Annotated in this window: 20 protein-coding genes and 1 tRNA gene; 10 read left to right on the top strand and 11 right to left on the bottom strand. The window is 61.6% G+C overall.

The window, feature by feature from the left end:
* The first annotated feature begins 1 nt into the window (after window position 1).
* From MNR02_RS08380 to MNR02_RS08395, 4 genes are all read left to right on the top strand, one after another.
* Window positions 2–1,558, top strand: a complete 1,557-nt coding sequence (locus MNR02_RS08380; RefSeq protein WP_241948794.1) for a caspase family protein — start codon at window positions 2–4, stop codon at window positions 1,556–1,558.
* Window positions 1,558–3,075, top strand: coding sequence for a caspase family protein (locus MNR02_RS08385; protein WP_241946475.1), 1,518 nt, complete (start codon window positions 1,558–1,560; stop codon window positions 3,073–3,075). The genes MNR02_RS08380 and MNR02_RS08385 overlap by 1 nt, the downstream gene beginning before the upstream one ends.
* Before the next feature lie 147 nt (window positions 3,076–3,222).
* Window positions 3,223–3,298, top strand: a tRNA-Lys gene (locus tag MNR02_RS08390).
* A gap of 289 nt (window positions 3,299–3,587) precedes the next feature.
* On the top strand, window positions 3,588–3,926 hold the full coding sequence (locus MNR02_RS08395) for a hypothetical protein (protein ID WP_241946476.1): 339 nt from the start codon (window positions 3,588–3,590) through the stop codon (window positions 3,924–3,926).
* Window positions 3,927–4,019: 93 nt separating this feature from the next.
* Here MNR02_RS08395 and MNR02_RS08400 read toward each other — a convergent pair whose 3' ends face one another.
* The 4 genes from MNR02_RS08400 to MNR02_RS08415 form a co-directional block, all read right to left on the bottom strand.
* Complete coding sequence (locus tag MNR02_RS08400; protein WP_134651877.1) at window positions 4,020–5,027, bottom strand: inorganic phosphate transporter; 1,008 nt, start codon at window positions 5,025–5,027, stop codon at window positions 4,020–4,022.
* Window positions 5,027–5,671 (bottom strand): DUF47 domain-containing protein, encoded by a 645-nt coding sequence (locus MNR02_RS08405; RefSeq protein ID WP_241595635.1) that lies wholly within the window; start codon window positions 5,669–5,671, stop codon window positions 5,027–5,029. Before MNR02_RS08405 ends, MNR02_RS08400 begins: the two co-directional genes overlap by 1 nt.
* Window positions 5,672–5,795: 124 nt before the next feature.
* Window positions 5,796–6,371, bottom strand: a complete 576-nt coding sequence (locus MNR02_RS08410) for a hypothetical protein (RefSeq protein WP_241946477.1) — start codon at window positions 6,369–6,371, stop codon at window positions 5,796–5,798.
* Window positions 6,372–6,450: 79 nt separating this feature from the next.
* A complete protein-coding gene (locus tag MNR02_RS08415; RefSeq protein ID WP_241946478.1) occupies window positions 6,451–7,905 on the bottom strand; it encodes a TrkH family potassium uptake protein in 1,455 nt (484 codons plus the stop codon).
* 249 nt (window positions 7,906–8,154) lie between these two features.
* On the opposite strand from MNR02_RS08415, the gene ilvA reads away from it, so the two are divergent.
* The 3 genes from ilvA to MNR02_RS08430 all read left to right on the top strand — a co-directional run bounded on the left by ilvA (window position 8,155) and on the right by MNR02_RS08430 (window position 11,169).
* Complete coding sequence (gene ilvA / locus MNR02_RS08420; RefSeq protein ID WP_241946479.1) at window positions 8,155–9,402, top strand: threonine ammonia-lyase; 1,248 nt, start codon at window positions 8,155–8,157, stop codon at window positions 9,400–9,402.
* A 62-nt stretch (window positions 9,403–9,464) separates the two neighbouring features.
* On the top strand, window positions 9,465–9,779 hold the full coding sequence (locus tag MNR02_RS08425) for an HlyU family transcriptional regulator (RefSeq protein WP_241595647.1): 315 nt from the start codon (window positions 9,465–9,467) through the stop codon (window positions 9,777–9,779).
* Window positions 9,780–9,921: 142 nt separating this feature from the next.
* Window positions 9,922–11,169, top strand: a complete 1,248-nt coding sequence (locus tag MNR02_RS08430; RefSeq protein WP_241946480.1) for a diguanylate cyclase — start codon at window positions 9,922–9,924, stop codon at window positions 11,167–11,169.
* On the opposite strand, the gene MNR02_RS08435 is transcribed toward MNR02_RS08430, so the two are convergent.
* Window positions 11,166–11,627, bottom strand: coding sequence for an Lrp/AsnC family transcriptional regulator (locus MNR02_RS08435; RefSeq protein ID WP_134651863.1), 462 nt, complete (start codon window positions 11,625–11,627; stop codon window positions 11,166–11,168). The genes MNR02_RS08430 and MNR02_RS08435 overlap by 4 nt on opposite strands.
* A gap of 160 nt (window positions 11,628–11,787) precedes the next feature.
* Between MNR02_RS08435 and ald the strand changes: the two genes are divergently transcribed.
* Window positions 11,788–12,906: an alanine dehydrogenase gene (ald, locus tag MNR02_RS08440; RefSeq protein WP_241946481.1), complete on the top strand. Its 1,119-nt coding sequence runs from the start codon at window positions 11,788–11,790 to the stop codon at window positions 12,904–12,906.
* A gap of 67 nt (window positions 12,907–12,973) precedes the next feature.
* Here ald and MNR02_RS08445 read toward each other — a convergent pair whose 3' ends face one another.
* The 6 genes from MNR02_RS08445 to MNR02_RS08470 form a co-directional block, all read right to left on the bottom strand.
* Window positions 12,974–13,534 carry an OmpA family protein gene (locus tag MNR02_RS08445; protein ID WP_134651861.1) on the bottom strand — a complete coding sequence of 187 codons (561 nt, stop codon included), beginning with the start codon at window positions 13,532–13,534 and terminating at the stop codon, window positions 12,974–12,976.
* Between the two features lie 147 nt (window positions 13,535–13,681).
* Window positions 13,682–14,263 carry a GNAT family N-acetyltransferase gene (locus MNR02_RS08450; protein WP_241946482.1) on the bottom strand — a complete coding sequence of 194 codons (582 nt, stop codon included), beginning with the start codon at window positions 14,261–14,263 and terminating at the stop codon, window positions 13,682–13,684.
* A gap of 2 nt (window positions 14,264–14,265) precedes the next feature.
* Window positions 14,266–15,120 (bottom strand): 3-mercaptopyruvate sulfurtransferase, encoded by an 855-nt coding sequence (sseA, locus tag MNR02_RS08455; protein WP_241946483.1) that lies wholly within the window; start codon window positions 15,118–15,120, stop codon window positions 14,266–14,268.
* A 12-nt stretch (window positions 15,121–15,132) separates the two neighbouring features.
* Window positions 15,133–15,876: an alanyl-tRNA editing protein gene (locus MNR02_RS08460; RefSeq protein ID WP_370879848.1), complete on the bottom strand. Its 744-nt coding sequence runs from the start codon at window positions 15,874–15,876 to the stop codon at window positions 15,133–15,135.
* Between the two features lie 5 nt (window positions 15,877–15,881).
* Window positions 15,882–16,922 carry a cysteine synthase A gene (locus MNR02_RS08465; protein WP_241946484.1) on the bottom strand — a complete coding sequence of 347 codons (1,041 nt, stop codon included), beginning with the start codon at window positions 16,920–16,922 and terminating at the stop codon, window positions 15,882–15,884.
* Window positions 16,923–17,047: 125 nt separating this feature from the next.
* Window positions 17,048–18,313 carry a cyclopropane-fatty-acyl-phospholipid synthase family protein gene (locus MNR02_RS08470; protein WP_241946485.1) on the bottom strand — a complete coding sequence of 422 codons (1,266 nt, stop codon included), beginning with the start codon at window positions 18,311–18,313 and terminating at the stop codon, window positions 17,048–17,050.
* Window positions 18,314–18,549: 236 nt separating this feature from the next.
* Between MNR02_RS08470 and MNR02_RS08475 the strand changes: the two genes are divergently transcribed.
* Window positions 18,550–18,753 (top strand): hypothetical protein, encoded by a 204-nt coding sequence (locus MNR02_RS08475; protein WP_241946486.1) that lies wholly within the window; start codon window positions 18,550–18,552, stop codon window positions 18,751–18,753.
* A gap of 68 nt (window positions 18,754–18,821) precedes the next feature.
* Window positions 18,822–19,013, top strand: a complete 192-nt coding sequence (locus tag MNR02_RS08480) for a hypothetical protein (protein ID WP_241595675.1) — start codon at window positions 18,822–18,824, stop codon at window positions 19,011–19,013.
* Window positions 19,014–19,276: the final 263 nt, after the last annotated feature.

The raw sequence follows: 19,276 nt of genomic DNA on the forward strand, positions 1-19,276 counted from the left end.
GATGCGCAGACCCCTCTACCGCCTGCTCGCGTTTTCGATTGCCTTGGCGCTTCCCGCCCCGGTGCTTGCCGCACAGACTTACGGGCTCGTGGTCGGCGTCGATAAATATCCCAACGACGTGAGCCTGGACGGCGCGGTGCGTGATGCCGAGGATGTCTATCGCGCGATGTCGTCCGCAGGGTTCGATGTCGTCAAATTCACGAACGAACAGGCGCGCAAGGACGATATCCGCAAGGCCTGGACGGACCTTGTAGCGAAAGCTGCCGCGGGCGATACGATCATCTTCACTTATGCCGGCCACGGCGCGCAAATGCCCGAACTCATTCCGGGCGACGAGGCCGATGGGCTGGATGAATTTCTCCAGCTGCCCGGCTTCGACCGCAACCGCGCCAACGAGACCTTCAACGAGATCATCGTCGACAACGAGATGAATGCCTGGTTCGGTGAGGCCGAGAGCAAGGGTGTGCATGTGCTCTTCGTGTCCGACAGCTGCTTTTCCGGTGGCATGAGCCGATCGATCACAGGCAAGACACGCCTTGCGCCGGCGGTGACGGTGAAGCTCGCAGCCCCGTCGCAGGAGGCGATCGAGGGCGCGAAGGTCAAGGAAATCGACTTCAAGCAGGTGACGGTGCTCGCCGCTTCGCTCGAAAGCCAGCCGACGCCGGAGGTCATTATCGACGGAGAGCCCCGCGGCGCCTTGAGCTGGAGCTTTGCCCGCGCCGTCGAGGGCAGCGCGGATCGCGACGGCGACGGCGTGATCACCCGCATCGAGCTGGAGGACTATATCTTCAGCAACGTGAAGAACCGTTCTGAAGCCCTGCAGGTGCCCAATTTCATGCCGCAGGTGGCGCGCTCGGAAAGCGAGGTCGTGGTGCGGCTGACGCGCGGTCTTCCGGTCGATACGGCCGAAGGCGCTGCAACAGGCGCGGCACACAAAGTCATGAAGCCGGCTAAGGATCTTGGCTGGACGGGCCAGATCGCTCTGGAGATCACCGGAGCCGCCGAGCGGCCGAGCAATGCCGAAGGCACCGGCACGCCGTTTCGCTGGGATGTGGATAGCGGCGTGTTCTACACGCCGAATGGCGATGTTGCGGGCGAGAATATCGGGGCGGACCGAATCCAGTCGGTCGTCGACAAGTTCGTGCTGCTGGATTTTCTGAAAGCCATGGCGAGCCAGAATCCGGGATCGGTCTCGCTCAAGCCTGCCCGCGATATCTACGCCGCCGGCGATCGCCTGCGCTTTGATGCACCGCCCGGCCGCTTTCCCAATATGCTCGTCTTCAATCTCGCCAATACGGGCGAGGTGCAGTTCCTTGACATGCAGGCGGCGGGCACCGAAAGCGGGCAGTTCAAGCTGACGGATGTCGAGGTGGTGAAACCCTATGGTGCAGACCATCTGATCACCATCTGGACGGCGGAGCCGGTCGATGCCATTGGCGCCGTGCTTGCCGATCCGAAGGTAACACCGCAAACCCTGCTGCAGGCGCTCGTCACGCGTCTCGACGGCAAGGAGGCCAGTGTCGCCATCCAGCCCCTCTATACGCGGGAAACGCTCTGATGATCCGTTATGCCGCTGCCCTTCTGCTTTCGCTGTCGTTGCCCGCCGTCGCCGCCGCTGCGGACCGCGCGCTGGTGATCGGCATTGGCACCTATGCGAACCTGCCGGAAAAGATGTTCCTGGAAGGCCCGAAGAACGATGTTCCGCTCATCGAAAAACTGCTGAAGGAAAAGCTCGGCTACGGGGCGGACGCCGTTCGCGTTCTGCGTGACGCGCAGGCGACGCGGGCCGCCATCCTCTCCAGCATCGACGAATGGCTCGTCAATGGCACGCAGCCGGGCGACCGCGTCTACCTCTACTTTTCCGGCCACGGCCTGCAGGTGAAGGATGTGAGCGGCGACGAGGAGGATGGTCTGGACGAGGCGCTGTCGACCTATGACATCGTGGCCGGCGACGGGGACTGGTCGAACGTGATCCTCGACGACGAGATCGACGCCATGCTCGCCAGGCTCAAGGACCGCGCCGTCACCATCGTCATCGATGCCTGCCATTCCGGCACCATCTCGCGGTCCCTGTCGACGGAAGTCGGCGACGCCATGGAAAGCGCCCGCTTCCTGCCGCGACCCCATGCCAAACCGGCCGACGCCGTGAAAACGCGCGGCCTGCGCGTCGATGTCGCCCTGGTGAAGCCCGTCGTCGCCAAGGAGAGCGGGGTGGAAGCGTGGAGTGCGGCCTCCTCCTACCAGGTCGCCTGGGACGATACGCGCCTGCCGCCGGAGGAGCGTCACGGCGTCTTCACGCTATCCTATGTCAACGGCCACGAGATTTCGGCCGCCGACAGCAACGGTAATGGTATCGTCTCGAATGCGGAACTGCTCGAATACGTCAAGAAGCAGTCACAGGCCTATTGCGCGGCGCAAAGCCAGTGCCAGGGCCTCGATCCGCAGCTCGAGGTGAACTATGCCCTGCTTGGCGCCAGCGCCTCAAGCCCAACGGTTTCCGCCACCGACACACAACAGCAAACGCCGGATTACGGCAAAATCGAAGAGGTCAAGGTCGAGGACACGGCGCAGACCGCGTATGTGGCAGCCGACCCGGTCGATGCCATCGGCGACATCCTCGGCAAGGCCGAGAGCGGCGATGTCGCGGTCGCGCTGTCCTCGGATCATCTCAAGAACGGCGACAGTTTCCGCATTTCCGTGACAAGCCGCACGGGCGGCCATCTCATCCTTTACGACGTCGACACGGACGGCAAGGCGACGCAGATATTTCCGAATGAAGCGGCGCAGAAGATCACGCGATTGGCGCCCGGCACGCCGATCACCATTCCCGACGATTATTACGGCTTCGATTTCGAGGCCGAGGGCCCCAGCGAGAATGTGCTGGTCGCCATCGTCGTTGCCGACGACGTCGATCTCACAGGCGTGGCTCCGAACGGTTACGGACTGACCAAGGAACTGGATGCGCGCACCACCATCGCCGACATCGCCGGCACGCTCAAGCAGACCTGGACGCGCGATGTGGAGAATCGCAGCGTCAACTGGTCGCTCGGCCTCATGAAATACACCGTCCACTGAGCCAACCGGCCGCGGCGGCTTCCCGCGAGGGCGAGGCGATCCACAGTCCGTTGCAAAAGCTGTTTTCCCGTGCATTTTCCGGGTTGACCATGCACAACCTCCTGCATATGTTCCGCCCACTTCCGCGGGGCGCTTCGCACCGCCTGGGAGCGCGTAGCTCAGCCGGTAGAGCAACTGACTTTTAATCAGTAGGTCCAGGGTTCGAATCCCTGCGCGCTCACCACCTTGATCTCTTCAACAGAGAATTTCTTTAAAACCGTCAGATGTTCGCCCGGGAATTTCGACTTGTCGAGGTCGCTAGATCCGCTGACGGCGCCTTCATGCGTCAGGTTCTCTTCTGGCGTTTGACAAGCGCGGCGCTGGTGCTAGATCGGGGGCGGGGAAATCCGGCCGGGCCGGGTGTCTTTCATTGTTTTGTTTTTACCGCGTAATCCGGTGCCGATGCGGTTTGCGTCGGGCGGGATTGGTGCACAATGGCGGCAATTCATTTTTACGGTAGGGAATAGGACTTCATGAGATACGCGTTTTTCGCACCTTTCGTACTGCTCGGCCTCGCAATGCCGGCATCGGCGGCACTTTCCGGGTTCTACGATGCGGCCGAGCAGGTTCAGGCGGTCATTGGCAGTAACAAGGTTTCGTCGGCCATGGGCGAGAGACCGTTCGATACGCTGGAGCAGGTTCGCACGCGCGACAATGGGCAGATCGAATGGCGGGTGCAGAACTCCGAATGCTACGTCATCGTCACGCTGACGCCCGTTCCGCCGGCTGGCGTGGGCAAGACGACCTATGAGGTCGCCAATGTATCTGCCTGCGAGGGAAGCGATCTGGAGAGCGAAGAGTCCGGCTTCTGAGGTATCCGGGCGGCCGTGATGGTGCCAGTTGTCGCCGTTTGATACGACGCAAGCCCGGTGATGTTGCTGTCACCGGGCTTTTCCGTTTTTTGATCAGCCCGAAATGGCGGCAAACACCAGGTAGAACAAGGCCGAGATGGCCGCGGCCGAGGGCAGGGTGATGATCCATGCCCAGACGATGTTGCCGGCAAGGCCCCAGCGGACGGCCGTGACGCGACGGGCCGCGCCGACACCGATGATGGCGCCGGTGATGGTGTGCGTTGTCGAGACGGGAATACCGAGCCAGGTGGCGGCAAAGAGGGTTATTGCCCCGCCGGTTTCCGCGCAGAAGCCCTGCATCGGGTTGAGACGGGTGATCTTCGAGCCCATCGTGTGGACGATGCGCCAGCCGCCCATCAGCGTGCCGAGCGCCATGGCGGCCTGGCAGGTGATGACCACCCAGAAGGGCACGTAGAATTCTCCGCCGAGATAGCCCTGCGAATAGAGAAGCACCGCGATGATGCCCATCGTCTTCTGGGCGTCGTTGCCGCCATGGCCGAGCGAATAGAGCGAGGCCGAGATGAACTGCATCACGCGAAAGGTGCGATCGACGGCAAACGGTGTCTGGCGCACGAAGATCCAGGACACGGTGAGGACCAGGATCAGGGCGAGGAAGAAGCCGATGGCGGGCGACAGGAAGATGGCGCTCGCCGTCTTGATCAGGCCGCTCCAGACGACGGCGTCGAAGCCCGTCTTGGCAAGGCCTGCGCCCACCAGGCCACCGATCAGCGCATGCGAGGAGCTCGAGGGAATGCCGAAGATCCAGGTCACCACGTTCCAGATGATCGCTCCCATAAGGGCAGAGAAGATCACGAGCGGGCTGACGATAGAGGGGTCGATGATGCCCTTGCCGAGCGTTTCGGCCACATGCAGGCCGAAGAACAGGAAGGCAATGAAATTGAAGAACGCCGCCCACATGACGGCATATTGCGGGCGAAGAACACGCGTGGAGACGATGGTGGCGATGGAGTTCGCCGCGTCGTGCAGGCCGTTCAGGAAGTCAAAGAGCAGCGCGATGCCCACGAGGGCGATGAGCAGCGGCAGGGCGAGGGTGGCGTCCATCAGACGTTCTCGATCACGATGCCGCTGATTTCGTCTGCCACGTCCTCGAAGCGGTCGACGACCTTCTCCAGTTCGCTGTAGATCTCGCTGCCGATGATATAGGCCATCGGGTCGGTCTTGCCGTAGGTCTTGAAGAGTTCTTTCACGCCCTGATCGTGCAGTTCGTCGGAGCGTCCTTCGACACGGGTCACTTCCTGGGCAATCGTGCTGAGGCGATCGGCGTGCACGCCCACCTTGTCGAGCAGAGGAATGGCTTCGGCGATGAGATGGGCGGCCTTGACGACGGCCGCGCCCATTTCCTGCATACCGGGCTGGAAGCTCGTCTGCTCGTAGAGGCGGATGGTCTTGACCATCTTGTGCATCATGTCGATGGCGTCATCCATCGACTGGATCAGGTCCTTGATGTCGCCGCGGTCGAAAGGCGTGATGAAGCTGCGGCGCACGGCAAGCAGCACCTCGGCCGTAATCGCGTCCGCCTCGTCTTCCAGCGCGACGATGCGGTCGCAGTGTTTTTCCATGTCCGGGCCGCCGGCCAGGACGGCCTGGAGCGCTTCGGCAGCGCCGACGACGGTGCGGGAATGGCGCTCGAAGAGGTCGAAGAATCGGTCTTCACGCGGCATGAGTTTGCGAAACAGCGAGAGCATGGGTGCCCCTTACATGGCTGGGGTTGTCATGTCGCTGTCATAATTCAGCGCCCATGCGCTGGAAAGCACGGATTCGGCCTTGTCACAATTCTCTCAAAGCCTGTGGAAAACTTCGGTAGCCGGCTTATTGCACGATCTTGAAGGGTTGTTCGCTGATGGCGACGGCACCGCTCGCCGTGTCGCGAAAACGGTAGCGCAGCACGTAATCGCCGGCGGGCGGGCCGCTGAGATTGAGCGTCAGCTTGGCGAAGACTTCCTGGTTGCGCACGGTCCCCTTGAAATCAAAAGAGCCGAATGCCTTCTGTTCGGCCAATTTAGCGCCCTTTGGATCGAGCAGTTCGAGATCGACGGTGAAATGCGATTCCAGATTGCCGCCATCGACCGCCCGCCAGGTGAGGCCGACGGGCTCAACATAGGAAATCAAGGCTTCTCCGGATTTGAACTCCGACGTGTGACGCGTTGCGTACATGCCGTATCCCTCGGGAGGCGCGGCGACGAACACAGCCTTGCCGATCGTGAAGGGGAGCGTGGCGGAGAAGGCGCCGAAGGCGTCGCGGATGGTGTTGTGTGCCCCCACGGGATCACCGGCCACGGCCTGTTCCTCGGCCTTCCTTGCGGCATCGACAAGCGGTCCGGCAAGCGCCGGCGGTGCCAGCGACGCGGCAAGAAACAGGGGCAACAGTGACTTCGAAACGAACATTCCGTCTTCCTCCAGCCGATTTCGGCAAGATGCGAAGAAGCGTGACAACAGTCAAGAACGCCCGACGGGCTGTACCCGGTCAGCTTTTCCAGAACAGCGGCGTCAGAATGACAAGCACGGTGAGGATTTCCAGACGACCGAGCAGCATGAGGAACGAGAGAAGGTAGAGTGCGGCATCGTGAAAAATCGCGAACGAACCCGACGGGCCGATGGCCTCCGTGACGCCCGGGCCAACGTTGGAGAGGGAGGTGGCAGCGGCCGAGACGGCCGTCAGAACGTCATAGCCCATGAGGCCGAGCAGGATGGCGCCGATCGCAGATATGCTCACATAGGTGAGGAAAAACAGGAAGACCGTGCGCTGGAAATCGACATCCACCGTCATGGTCCCGTAGCGCACGGCATGAATGCCATCGGGATAGATCAGGCGGTAGAGGCCGGTGCGCATGAAATTGAACAGGATGATCAGCCGGTAGGCCTTGAGGCCGCCCGCGGTGGAGCCCGAACAGCCGCCCATGAAGGTTGCTACGAAGGCGAGTGCCACGATGAAATGGCCCCACTTCGTATAGTCATCGCTGACGAAGCCTGTCGTGGACAGGATCGAGGAGACGGTGAAGAAGGAATGCGCCAGCGCCTCGTGGAAGCTCACGCCGTTCTGCAGCCGCTGAAAAATGCTGGCAGCGATGGCGAACAGCACGAGATAGCCGAGAAAGACGCGGATCTGCGGGTCTCGCCAGGCATCGATCCGGCCACGCACCACGAACAGGATGAGGACCGAGAACGGCAGGCTGGAAAGCGTCATGAAGAAGGTGGCGGCCCACAGGAGCGGCAAGCTCTTGAAGTAGCCGAAGGAGGCATCATGCGTCGAAAGACCGCCGGTCGCGACCGTCGACATGGCGTGGTTCAACGCATCGAATCGGGTCATGCCCAGGGCCGCATAGGTGACGGCGCAAATGAGGGTGATCGACACATAGATTGCGAGGAACGCGCGTGTATAGCTCGCTATGCGGGCGAACGGCTTGTCGGCGGTATCAGACGATTCCAGCTTGAAAAAGGACATCCCGCCGACGCGCAGGTAGGGCATGATGAAAAGGCCGAGCGCGAGGATCCCGACGCCGCCGAGCCAGTGCAGCAATGACCGCCACATCAGGATTCCGGGTGGCGCGTGATCCAGTCCGACGATGACGGTGGATCCGGTCGTGCTGATCGCGGAGACCGATTCGAAGAAGGCCTGCGCGTAGCTGAGCTTCATCGAGGACAGCCACAGCGGGATGGAGCCGATGATGCTGGCCGAAAGCCACAGCATGTTCACGACGAGAAAGCCCATGCGCTTGTTGAAGGGCGGTGGGCCGGAACGGGTGGCCGCGGCCGTGGCAAGCGAAAGGCCGCCGGTGAAGAAGGCGGACAAGAAGAAGACTTCCGAATCGGGATGGCCGTAATAGACGTCGATAAAGGCCGGGACGAGCATCGCCACGGACATGTACATGCCGACGATGGCGGCGATATTGATGGCGGAACGGAAGATCGTGGCGTTCAAGGTTGGTCTCAATGAGGCCATCTCGGCCAGGGCGGGTGGAAACCGTCGCGTCGATATGCCATAGCCTCTGCGACGTCCAAACTCAAGGACGCCCCGGGGTGATGGGATTGGCTGCGCCCTGCCACGCATGGGCGAGCCACGGGATCGCATAAGGGTCGGAAGAATGATCGTCTTTGTCTGTCTCTGTCCTTGCCGAAGGCACGACATGCAGCCTACCGAACCGCATCCCAACCGAAGACGGACCACAGCATGACATCCGACGTCGACGCAGCCCTGGAGGCCTTGCGCGGGCTTTTTCCCGAAACGCCGCTCCAGCTCAACGAACATCTCTCCGCCCGCTATGGCGCGGAGGTCTACCTCAAGCGCGAGGATCTCTCGCCTGTGCGCTCCTACAAGATCAGGGGGGCGTTCAACTTTCTGCGCAAGGTGCTGGCCGATCCACAGGGCGCACGCAGCTTCGTTTGCGCGTCCGCCGGCAACCACGCACAGGGCTTCGCCTTTGTCTGCCGCCATTTCGGCGTGCCGGGCGTCGTCTTCATGCCGGTGACAACGCCGCAGCAGAAGATCGACAAGACCCGCATGTTCGGCGGCGAGTTCGTCACGATCCGGCTCGTTGGCGACTTTTTCGACCAGTGCTACAAGGCGGCCCGCGACCATGCCGAGGCCACCGGCGCGCTGATGGTTCCGCCCTTCGACCACGTCGACATCATCGAGGGGCAGGCGACGGTCGCGGCCGAGATCGCCGCACAGCTCGGAGAGGGCAGGCTGCCAGATCTCGTGGTGCTGCCGGTTGGCGGCGGGGGGCTGGCCTCCGGCGTAACGGGTTACTTCAAGGATGTCATCGATCCCACGGGTTTCCTGTTCTGCGAGCCGGAAGGCGCGCCGAGCCTCAAGCGCAGTCTCGAGAGCGGCGCGGTCGTGACGCTCGACAAGGTGGACAACTTCGTCGACGGCGCGGCCGTCGCGCAGATCGGTGCGCTCAACTTCGACGCCCTCAAGCGCTTTTCGTCCGACCAGGTGATGCTCCTGTCCGAGAATGCGATCTGTGTCACGATGGTCGATATGCTCAATGTGGAAGGTGTCGTGCTCGAGCCGGCAGGGGCGCTGTCTCTGACGGCGCTGGAGGCGCTTGGGCGTGAGGCGCTTGAAGGCAAGACGGTGGTTGTGGTCGTCTCCGGCGGGAACTTCGATTTCGAGCGCCTGCCTGATGTCAAGGAACGCGCGATGCGCCACGCGGGCCTCAAGAAATACTTCATCCTGCGCCTGGCCCAGCGTCCCGGCGCGCTGCGCGACTTCCTCAACATGCTCGGCCCCGACGACGATATCGCCCGCTTCGAGTATCTGAAGAAATCAGCCCGCAACTTCGGCTCCATCCTGATCGGCATCGAGACGAAGGCGCCGGAGAACTTCACGGCGCTGAGGGCGGCTTTCAATGCGGCAGGGCTCGGCTATCAGGACATCACCGAAAACGAGATTCTCGCCAACCTCATCATCTAGGAGAACCGTCAGCATGGCGCTCTGCACTTGGAGGGCGCCATGGCCTGTGGTAGCAAACGCACATGGCTTCTTTCTTCTCAAAACTCTTCGGTCGCGGCGGCGGCTCGGCATCTCCGGCAAAGGTTGTCGAGGAAACCGAGGCCTATAACGACCTTCTTCTCGTCGCAGCCCCGATCCAGGAGGGCAGCCAGTACCGTCTTGCCGGGCGAATCGAAAAGCACGACGGCGACAGGGTTCTGGTCCGCAGCTTCATCCGCGCGGATATATTCACCTCGCGCGACGATACGGTGGCCACGGCTTTCCGCAAGGCCAAGCAGATCGCCGACCAGCATGGCGCATCGCTTTTTGCCGATGGCGTGGAAAGCCGGCAGGTCTGACGTCCAGGCGATCGAAACCATTATTCGAAAAAATGGCAACCGTTGCTTTAGGGCGCTGGAGAACCGGCGTGTTTGCCTGTATCGGCTGAAACATCACTGAATGAGGCGGCCGAAAGGCGGTCGATGACGCGACGGGCCGGACATGGGAACTGAAAATCTGATCTTGCTTCTCATCGAGGCCGGATTCTATTTCGTGTTCATGGTGGCGATCCTGCATCTGCGCCACCAGCTTGGCATCGGTGTCTTCGTCGCCGCACTCGGCGTGATGCATTTTCTCGAGACCTATCTCGCCGCCGTCTTCTATATCGAATTGCCGTTTGGCGTGATCTCACCCGGCTCGTCCGTGCTGTTTTCCGGCAAGTTGATGATGATCCTGCTCCTTTATGTGAAGGAGGATGCGGCTGTCGTCCGCGCGCCCATCTACGGACTTCTCGCCGGCAATTTCCTGACGGTGGGATTGAGTTTCTTTCTGCGCCACCATCAGACCATCGGCGCGGTGCCCGGGCGCGTCGCGGACCTTGCCTTCATCGACGAGATGGGCTGGCTGATGCTGTGGGGCACGATGCTGCTCTATGTGGATTCGCTCGCCATTATCCTGCTCTATGAGCGCCTCGGCCGCGTCTTCAAGAAGAGCACGACCATGCGTTTCTTCGTCGCTGGCATCGCAGTCCTCACCTTCGACCAGATCGGTTTCTACGCGGCGCTGAATTTCCTCAACGGTGCGCCGATCGCCGTTTTCTGGGGTGGCTGGATCGCCAAGATGATGGCGGCCTGCGCCTATGCAGTGCTGATTTCGATCTATCTCTATTATTCGCGTATCTCGGCCATTCCGGTTTCGCCGCGGCCGATTGCCGATATCTTCGCCGATCTCACGTTCCGTGAACGCTACGAGGATCTGCTGGACCGCTCGGGTCGGGATGCGCTGACGGGTGTCTATGATCGCAGCCGGCTGGAGTTCGAAGCGCCGCGCATGCTGTCATCCATGATGGCCGCGGGCAAACCCATGGCGCTGATGATCGTCGATGCCGATCATTTCAAGGACATCAACGATCATTTCGGCCATCTCGCCGGCGACAGTGTTCTCAAGGACCTCGCGGGCCGGCTGCAGGCGTCGGTGCGCAGCGGCGACCGCGTCTTCCGCTTCGGAGGCGAGGAGTTCGTGGTGATCTGCGAGGATCTTGAGCCGGAGGCCGGGCGAGCGCATGCCGAGGCGCTTCGCGCGTTGGTGGAAGCCGAAATTCGCCGACCGGACGACATAGCCGTGACGGTCAGTATCGGCGTTGCCAACAGCTACACGGATGGCACGACGCTGAATGCGCTGCTGTCGGCAGCCGATACCCGTCTCTACGCCGCCAAGAGTGCGGGCCGCAACCGCGTTGTGGCGTGCTAGATCCCGACATTCGGCCGGTCGATGACCTCGCGAAGGGCAAAGCTCGAATTGATCTTCACGACATGGGGCAGGGCGGAAAGCCAGTCTCGGTGGATGCGCTCGTAGTCCTCCAGATCCTTCGCCGCGACGCGCAGGATGTAGTCGTATTCCCCCGACATCAGGTAGCAGACCAGCACATTGGGGCAGAGTTTCACGGCCGCCTCGAACTCCGTGAGTGTTTTGGCGAACTGCCCGGACAGCGAGATGTGCACGATGGCGATCATTTTGTAATCGAGCGCCTTGGCGGACACGCGGGCATGATAGCCCGTCACGACGCCGGATTTCTCGAGAATGTCGAGGCGGCGCGAACAGGCCGAGGGCGAGAGCCCGATGCGCTCGGCAAGCTCCGCGTTTGAGATGCGGCCGTGCTGCTGAATGACTTTCAGTATCGCAGTATCGATAGCATCGAGTTGAGACATTCGAATTTCCTTCGGAATTTCTGCCCTTTTTCGAATATTATTCGATATGGGCCACCTGCGTAAAGCCGCTTTGCAAGGACATTGCGCGCATCCTCTGCTTCCATTGATGTCCGCCTACGCGGCGGGAGGAGCAACGGAAGCAGACTGGGAAGGAACGCGCATGCGTGTCGGTTGTCCGAAGGAAATCAAGAATCATGAATATCGGGTCGGCCTGACGCCCGGTGCGGTCCGTGAGTACGTCGCTCATGGCCATGAGGTCATCGTCGAGACGGGGGCGGGCGCCGGCATCGGCGCCGATGACGATGCCTACCGCGCCGCCGGAGCACGGATCGTCGCCGCAGCGTCGGATATCTTCCAGAAGTCCGACATGGTTGTGAAGGTCAAGGAGCCGCAGCCAAGCGAATGGGCGCAGCTTCGCGACGGTCAGATTCTCTACACCTATCTCCATCTTGCGCCGGATCCCGAACAGACCCGCGGCCTGCTGGCGTCGGGCGTGACGGCCATCGCCTACGAAACGGTGACCGACGACCGCGGCGGCCTGCCGCTGCTGGCGCCGATGTCCGAGGTCGCCGGGCGCCTTTCCATCCAGGCCGGCGCCACCGCACTCCAGAAGGCAAATGGTGGTCGTGGCATTCTGCTCGGCGGTGTGCCGGGCGTGTTGCCGGCCAAGGTCGCCATTATCGGTGGCGGTGTGGTGGGCCTTCATGCTGCCAAGATGGCGGCGGGGCTCGGCGCCGATGTCGCGATCCTCGACCGTTCCATTCCCCGCCTGCGCCAGCTTGACGATCTCTTCGGCGGCTGCATCCATACGCGCTATTCGACGATCGATGCGCTGGAGGAGGAGGTTTTCGCCGCCGATCTCGTCATCGGTGCGGTGCTCATCCCCGGTGCTGCCGCGCCGAAGCTTGTCACGCGCGAAATGCTGTCGGGTATGAAGAAGGGTGCTGTTATCGTCGATGTCGCGATCGACCAGGGCGGCTGCTTCGAGACATCTCATGCTACCACCCATTCCGAGCCGACCTTCGAGGTCGACGGCGTGGTGCATTATTGCGTCGCCAACATGCCGGGCGCGGTTCCGGTCACCTCGGCACATGCACTCAACAACGCAACGCTGCACTACGGCCTGCAATTGGCCGACAAGGGCCTGAAGGCCATTGCCGAGGACAGGCACCTTCGCGCCGGCCTCAACGTGCACAGGGGGCGTGTGACGAACGGGCCTGTCGCCGATGCGCTGGGTTACGAATCGGTCGCACCGGAGGCGGTTCTCAACGTCGCTTAAGCGGCAAGACGGAAACGAAAAGGCCCGGATCGCTCCGGGCCTCTCACGTTCTGCATATGTGGTGCGATCAGCGCACGAACTCGTCGATGCGGCGCAGCGTGACGCGGCGATTGCGCCATTCCTCAAGCTGGGTCTGAACCAGTAGATATTCCTCGCCGTAACCGACCGTTTCGAGCGCGCGGGCGGGGATGAGGAATTCACGAACCAGGACGCGCTTCAGCGATTCGGCGCGACGTTCCGACAGGATCTGGTTGGATTCGAAGGAGCCGACCGCATCGGTATGGCCTTCGATGAGGAACACGGCATGACGCCGGCGGCGTAGCAGCTGTTCCATGGCGCGCGCGATCTGGCGCACCTTGCGATACTCCGAATGCGGGATTTCCGCCGAGCCGAAAGCGAAGTTAATCGACTGGATATTGATGGAGGGGGCGGCGCCACGCAGGTCCGGCCGGCGCTTGAACTCACGGATCGTCACGCGGTCCTGTTCGCGCATGCGCCGGGTCGGGGCGGCGTCGAGCCGGCGCAGGATGACGTCTGCCGACGGCGTTTCCTGGGCAAAGGCGAGGCTCGAAAGGGCCGGAGCGGCGAAGGCGGCGGAAAGCGCGGTTAGAAAGGCGCGGCGTTGCATGCTTGTCTCCTATCTCTTGATCATCTGTTGGCGTGAAGATGCCATCTGCGATCTGAAGCAGACCTGAACCCTGCCTTTATCTCCCGTTCAGATTGTTTAACGCCGAGTGGAGAAGCATCCGGTTCCCGCCAGAGGTTGTGCTCGACCTCAGGCGGGGGCGAGACAGTCACGTTTGGCCAGCTCCAGCAACTCGGCATCAGAAAGCGGGACCAGCTGCGCATCCTGCGTACCCACAGGCGAAAAGCCGAACATCTGGTAAAGCTGGAGCGCGCGCGGATGGTCGAGATTGTTCGTCGTGACGCTGACGCGCTTCGGTCCGAGGTTCCAGGCGGCATAGAGTGTCTGGAGCAGGAACCATTTGCCGATGCCAAGCCCGAGCGCATGCTCGAACAAGCCGAAATGGGTGAGTTCGACGACATCGCCATCGAGCTGGAGCAGTTCGAAGAAGCCTGCCGGTGCACCGTTCACGTAAAGCACGGTTATGTTGTTGCGCTTGTCATGCAGCGTCGCGGCGAGCGTTTCATCATCCATACGCAGGCGATCGACCCAGTGCCAGCGGCTGCCGACCTGCCGATAGAGAAAGCGGTAGAAGGGGAGCGGAATGTCCGGCGCGTTCAGGATCGCCGTGTGGACATTGACGGGCACCGGCAGGCTCTGCTTCGGCGGAGCGGTCATTTCAAGCGCGGTGATATGAACCGCGATCGGGGCGGGTGTGACTTTCCTTGCCATGCTCAGTCTTTCCCCGTCACGACCGGCGTATCATCGCGCCCGCCCCATTGCGACCAGGAACCGTCATACAGCGTGTTGTCCTCGTGCCCGAGCGAATGCAGCGCCAGCGTGATGATCGCGGCCGTCACGCCCGAACCGCAGCTGGTGACGACAGGCTTGGACAGATCGATCCCGGCCTCCTCGAAAAGGCCGCGCAGTTCATTGAGATCCTTGAAATGGCCATCGACCGAGAACGTGCCCGACGGCATGTTCTTCGCACCCGGCATATGGCCCGAGCGCATGCCGGCGCGGGGTTCGGCTTCCTCGCCGGTAAAGCGACCGGGACCACGGGCGTCTGCGACTTGACGCGCGCGTGTCGTCACGATCCCGCGCATTTCCTCGAAAGAGGTGACGGCATAGGGGTTGAAATTGGTTCGGAAGAAGGCGGGTGCGGGTTCCGGCAGATCCGTCTGGAGCGGCCGGCCCTCCTTCTTCCATCCGTCCAGCCCGCCATCCATGACAAAGACGTTTTTGGCGCCCATCACGCGGAACAGCCACCAGACGCGCGGGGCGGTGAATATGCCGGGCCCGTCGTAGACGACGATCGTATCCGTATCGGCAATGCCGAGCTTGCCGACTTCGGACGCGAAGAACTCCGGGGAGGGCACGGTATGGGGCAGGCCGCTCGAATGGTCGGCAATGACATCCTGGTCGAAGAAGACGGCGCCGGGAATGTGACCGCTCGCATATTCGGCAGCACCGTTGCGATTTTGCGCGGGCAGATACCAGGCGGCATCCACGATACGGAATTCCGGTGCGCCCAGCTGCTTTTCAACCCAATCCGCCGAAACGACGAATTTGCTTTTATCCTTGGACATCAGGTCCTCCTCTCAGGCATCCGAACCGGGCGCACCGAAACGGATGCGGAACCGACGGTTCTCCTTGCCCTTCTTGTCTATCTTCGCGATGTGAATGGCGCCGACTTCCTGCGTTTCGGAAACATGCGTGCCGCCGCAGGGCTGGCTGTCGACTGACGAATTTTCACCGATGCAGACCAGACTCACCCGTCCAAGTCCGGTCGGCGGGCGCACATTCTTCGATTTCACAATGCCGGGATTGGCCGCCAGTTCCGCATCCGTGATCCATTGTACGAAGATCGGGTGGTTTTCGCCGACAAGCCGCATCAGCTTTTCCGTCACCTCGGCCTTGTCGATGGTGTCAGCCATGTCGAAATCGACGCGGCTTTCGTCCTCACCGACGGCAGCGCCGGTGATGGGATAGGGGCAGACGACGGAAAGCAGGTGGCAGGCCGTATGCATGCGCATCAGCTTGTAGCGCCGCGCCCAGTCGATATGTGCGACAAGCGTTTCGCCCACGATGGGCAGGGTCTCGTCGGCAAGCGGGCGATGAATGATGATTTCCTTGGTCGCGCCGGTCACGGCAGGACCAAGCGCTATTCTGCTGCCGTCCGACCGTTCGAGGAAGCCGGTATCGCCGGGCTGTCCGCCGGATGTGGCATAGAAGCAGGTCTGGTCCAGCTCGATGCCGCCGTCCGCATGCACCGCCGTCACCACCGCCTCGTTTGTCGAAAGATAGAAATCGTCGCGAAACAGGGCAGTGGTGGCTATGGACATGAGACCTATTCGACCGGCTGGTAAGGGACCTTGATCCCCGATTTCGCCTTCAGCCATCCCGGGACGGGCAGGCCCTTCGAATCAAGGAAGTCCGGGTTGAAGAGTTTCGACTGATAGCGGTTAGCATAGTCGCACAGGATCGTCACGATCGTATGGCCGGGACCGAGATCCTTTGCCAGACGGATGGCGCCGGCAATGTTGATGCCCGACGAACCGCCGACAGCGATGCCTTCGTTCTCGATCAGGTCGAAGATCAGCGGAACGGCCTCCGCATCCGGGATCTGGTAGGAATAGTCAGGCGTGAAGCCGTCGAGGTTCGCGGTGATGCGGCCCTGACCGATGCCCTCGGTGATCGAGCTGCCCTCAGACTTCAGTTCGCCATGGGCGTAATAGTTATAGAGGGCAGCACCATTCGGGTCGGCGAGGGCGATCTTTATATTCGGGTTCTTCGCGCGCAGGCCTTCCGCCACGCCGGCCAATGTACCGCCAGAGCCGACGGCGCAGACGAAGCCGTCCACCTTGCCATCGGTGTCGCGCCAGATCTCGGGTGCGGTCGTTTCGACATGGGCCGCGCGGTTGGCAACATTGTCGAACTGGTTGGCCCAGATCGCGCCGTTCGGTTCCGTCTTCGCCAGCTGTTCGGCGAGACGGCCGGAGAGCTTCACGTAATTGTTCGGGTTCTTGTAGGCGACGGCCGGCACTTCGACGAGTTCGGCGCCGAGCCCGCGAATGGCATCCTTCTTTTCCTGGCTCTGGGTTTCCGGAATGACGATCACCGCGCGGTAGCCGAGCGCACGGGCGACCAGAGCCAGCCCGATGCCAGTGTTGCCGGCCGTGCCCTCGACGATGACGCCGCCGGGACGTAGCTTTCCGGCCGCTTCCGCCTTGCGGATGATCGAAAGCGCCGCGCGGTCCTTCACGGACTGGCCGGGATTGAGAAATTCCGCCTTGCCAAGGATCTCGCATCCCGTCGCCTCGGACGGCCCCTTGAGGCGGATCAGCGGCGTGTTGCCGATGGCATCCAGAACAGACGGAAGAATGGACATGGCAGACGAGCCTCGCATGTGGTTTGCCTTGGTGGGAAACGTCTTTTCGGCCGGCAGGCGCCTGTTTGCAAGAAATCTTGTTCCTGCGAAGCGTTCATCCTGAGGGATTTTTTCCACTAGGCGGGTCAGGCGAGGGGGCGGGTATAGACCACCTGCCGAACATCGATGTTTTTCGCCCTGAACCCTGCCTCGCAGTAATAGAAATAGAACTCCCACAGCTTGCGGAAGCGTTCGTCGAAGCCGAGCGGGACGATGCGCTCCCACGCGGCCCAGAAGCGGTGCCGCCATTCGGCGAGCGTGCGGGCATAATCGTGGCCGAACCCCATGTCGGAGGCGGTGAACAGGCCGGATTGGCGGCCGAGCGTGGCGAGGTGCTCCCGCGTCGGAAGCATGCCGCCGGGGAAGACATATTTCTGGATGAAATCCGGGTTGGCGCGGTAATCCGCATAGGCTTCCTGCAGGATTGTGATGATCTGCAGGCCGGCGCGCCCGCCGGGCTTCAGGCATTCATGCAGCTTGGAGAAATAGGCTGGCCAATACTTTTCTCCCACCGCCTCGAACATCTCGATGGAGACGATGCGGTCATAGGTGCCCTTCTCGTCGCGGTAATCCTGGAACTTCAACTCCACCCGGTCGGAAAGGCCCGCCTTGGCGATGCGCTCGCGAGCGAAGGCAAGCTGCTCTCGGCTGATCGTCAGCCCGGTGACCGTGCAACCGATCTCGCCGGCTGCGAATTCGGCGAAGCCGCCCCAGCCGCAGCCGATCTCCAGAACATGGTCTTTCGGGCCGATGCCGGTCGCTTCCGCCAGTGCGCGGTACTTCGCGACCTGCGCCGATGTGAGGTCGTTTGCGCCGCGCGTGTAAAGCGCCGACGAATAGGTCATCGTCGGGTCGAGCCACTGGGAGTAGAACTGGTTGCCGAGGTCGTAATGCGCCGAGATGTTGCGCTGCGCGCCACGGCGCGTGTTGGTGTTCAGCCAATGACGGAATTTCTCGACGAGAAGAAAGAGGCCGCGGGGGCCGTTGGCGTAATTACGCCCGACCTGCGGATTGATGAGGACAAGTTCGAGAAAGGCACCGGCATCGGGGCTTTCCCAATCGCCGTCCATATAGCTTTCCGCGACCCCGATCGTGCCGCCGGTGACGGCGCGGTGAACGAGGTTCCAGTTATTGAGTGTCACGGCGGCGGCCGGTCCCGGTCTTTCGCCTTCGATCACGAAGACTTGTCCTTCAGGCAGCGTCATGGCCAGCGTGCCCGCCTCGATGTCCAGAAGTCCCTTCAGCACGAGGCGCGCGCGCAAGGGCAACGCCTTCGTGCGCTCCGCAAACGTCTCCCGCGTCAGCCGCTCGTGGCCGGAAAATGCTATGTCTGCAACGTCTTCACTCGTCATCGATTGCCCCTCTGCCAACCCGATGTCGAGGAAGGCTAATGCCAATGTGGCGAAACACCAATACGAAAATCGTGCTGAAGTGGATCAGCGGCATATGAGGCGGCTGTGCGAAAAGCGCCGACCTTTAACGGCCTGTTAGCAAAGATGGTTAATTTTGCGTCTATCGGACGATCGGCTGAAACCAATTTCGTTTTCGTCCGTTGCATGTCAAGTTCGATCATGAAGGGAGGAGCTCCATGCTTTTCGGATTCTTTCAGGCCAGCACAGACACGGACGACGATATCGCCACCGGCACCTACGCCGATGGCATGATCGAGGTCATGCGCAGCGATCCTTCCGCCGGTTCCCGCGAGCGCAGCCAGGCGTTCCGCCGTCGTCACGAGCGCGACTATGGCGCTGTGCGCACGGCAGGCCAGACCGGCGCCGGAATGGTTGCCTAATATAAAGAACGGTCGGGAACAAAGTGCGGCCCGGCCGATTTCTCCCGTGATTTACGAGGAGGCCCGCCATGACCGAACATATCAACAATCGCCAGCTCGGAAAAACGCAGAGCCGCGCCGTCATCGACGTCGCGGCTCATTGCCAGAAGAACGGTGTCGACAAAGCGCAGGAGCGCAAGCTGCTGCAGCTCCTCGGCCGCTTCGCCAGCCGCCATGAACTCCAGATGAACATCAAGCGTCAGCCTGAAAATCTGCGGTAATCGGAAATGTAACCGGACGGGCACGTCTGCATGACGTGCTTCACGGTGTCTTCTGTGAAGAAAAGTTTTGGTGGATCGTCCGGAAACTGAAAAGGGGCCTCGCTATACAACGCGGCCCCTTTCAGAATTTGGCTCCCCGGGCCGGAAAGGTTGAGCCATCCATGGCGACCATACTGATCTCTCCAACACATTGATATGCTGATGTTTCGGGATTTCCTTGCCCATTGTGACCATTGTGTCTACTACTAGCAACGACCCCAAAA

It is taken from the genome of Shinella sp. H4-D48, assembly GCF_022637395.1.
In the GTDB taxonomy this organism is placed as follows: Bacteria; Pseudomonadota; Alphaproteobacteria; order Rhizobiales; family Rhizobiaceae; genus Shinella; species Shinella sedimenti.

Bases quoted from the DNA above. Each gene is read 5' to 3' on its own strand.
- MNR02_RS08400 (WP_134651877.1), bottom strand. From the start codon at position 5,027: ATGGACGCCACCCTCGCCCTGCCGCTGCTCATCGCCCTCGTGGGCATC.
- sseA (WP_241946483.1), bottom strand. From the start codon at position 15,120: ATGTCCAAGGATAAAAGCAAATTCGTCGTTTCGGCGGATTGGGTTGAA.
- ilvA (WP_241946479.1), top strand. From the start codon at position 8,155: ATGACATCCGACGTCGACGCAGCCCTGGAGGCCTTGCGCGGGCTTTTT.
- MNR02_RS08435 (WP_134651863.1), bottom strand. From the start codon at position 11,627: ATGTCTCAACTCGATGCTATCGATACTGCGATACTGAAAGTCATTCAG.
- MNR02_RS08405 (WP_241595635.1), bottom strand. From the start codon at position 5,671: ATGCTCTCGCTGTTTCGCAAACTCATGCCGCGTGAAGACCGATTCTTC.
- MNR02_RS08475 (WP_241946486.1), top strand. From the start codon at position 18,550: ATGCTTTTCGGATTCTTTCAGGCCAGCACAGACACGGACGACGATATC.
- MNR02_RS08385 (WP_241946475.1), top strand. From the start codon at position 1,558: ATGATCCGTTATGCCGCTGCCCTTCTGCTTTCGCTGTCGTTGCCCGCC.
- MNR02_RS08410 (WP_241946477.1), bottom strand. From the start codon at position 6,371: ATGTTCGTTTCGAAGTCACTGTTGCCCCTGTTTCTTGCCGCGTCGCTG.
- MNR02_RS08465 (WP_241946484.1), bottom strand. From the start codon at position 16,922: ATGTCCATTCTTCCGTCTGTTCTGGATGCCATCGGCAACACGCCGCTG.
- MNR02_RS08480 (WP_241595675.1), top strand. From the start codon at position 18,822: ATGACCGAACATATCAACAATCGCCAGCTCGGAAAAACGCAGAGCCGC.
- ald (WP_241946481.1), top strand. From the start codon at position 11,788: ATGCGTGTCGGTTGTCCGAAGGAAATCAAGAATCATGAATATCGGGTC.
- MNR02_RS08460 (WP_370879848.1), bottom strand. From the start codon at position 15,876: ATGTCCATAGCCACCACTGCCCTGTTTCGCGACGATTTCTATCTTTCG.
- MNR02_RS08445 (WP_134651861.1), bottom strand. From the start codon at position 13,534: ATGCAACGCCGCGCCTTTCTAACCGCGCTTTCCGCCGCCTTCGCCGCT.
- MNR02_RS08395 (WP_241946476.1), top strand. From the start codon at position 3,588: ATGAGATACGCGTTTTTCGCACCTTTCGTACTGCTCGGCCTCGCAATG.
- MNR02_RS08380 (WP_241948794.1), top strand. From the start codon at position 2: ATGCGCAGACCCCTCTACCGCCTGCTCGCGTTTTCGATTGCCTTGGCG.
- MNR02_RS08450 (WP_241946482.1), bottom strand. From the start codon at position 14,263: ATGGCAAGGAAAGTCACACCCGCCCCGATCGCGGTTCATATCACCGCG.
- MNR02_RS08425 (WP_241595647.1), top strand. From the start codon at position 9,465: ATGGCTTCTTTCTTCTCAAAACTCTTCGGTCGCGGCGGCGGCTCGGCA.
- MNR02_RS08430 (WP_241946480.1), top strand. From the start codon at position 9,922: ATGGGAACTGAAAATCTGATCTTGCTTCTCATCGAGGCCGGATTCTAT.
- MNR02_RS08470 (WP_241946485.1), bottom strand. From the start codon at position 18,313: ATGACGAGTGAAGACGTTGCAGACATAGCATTTTCCGGCCACGAGCGG.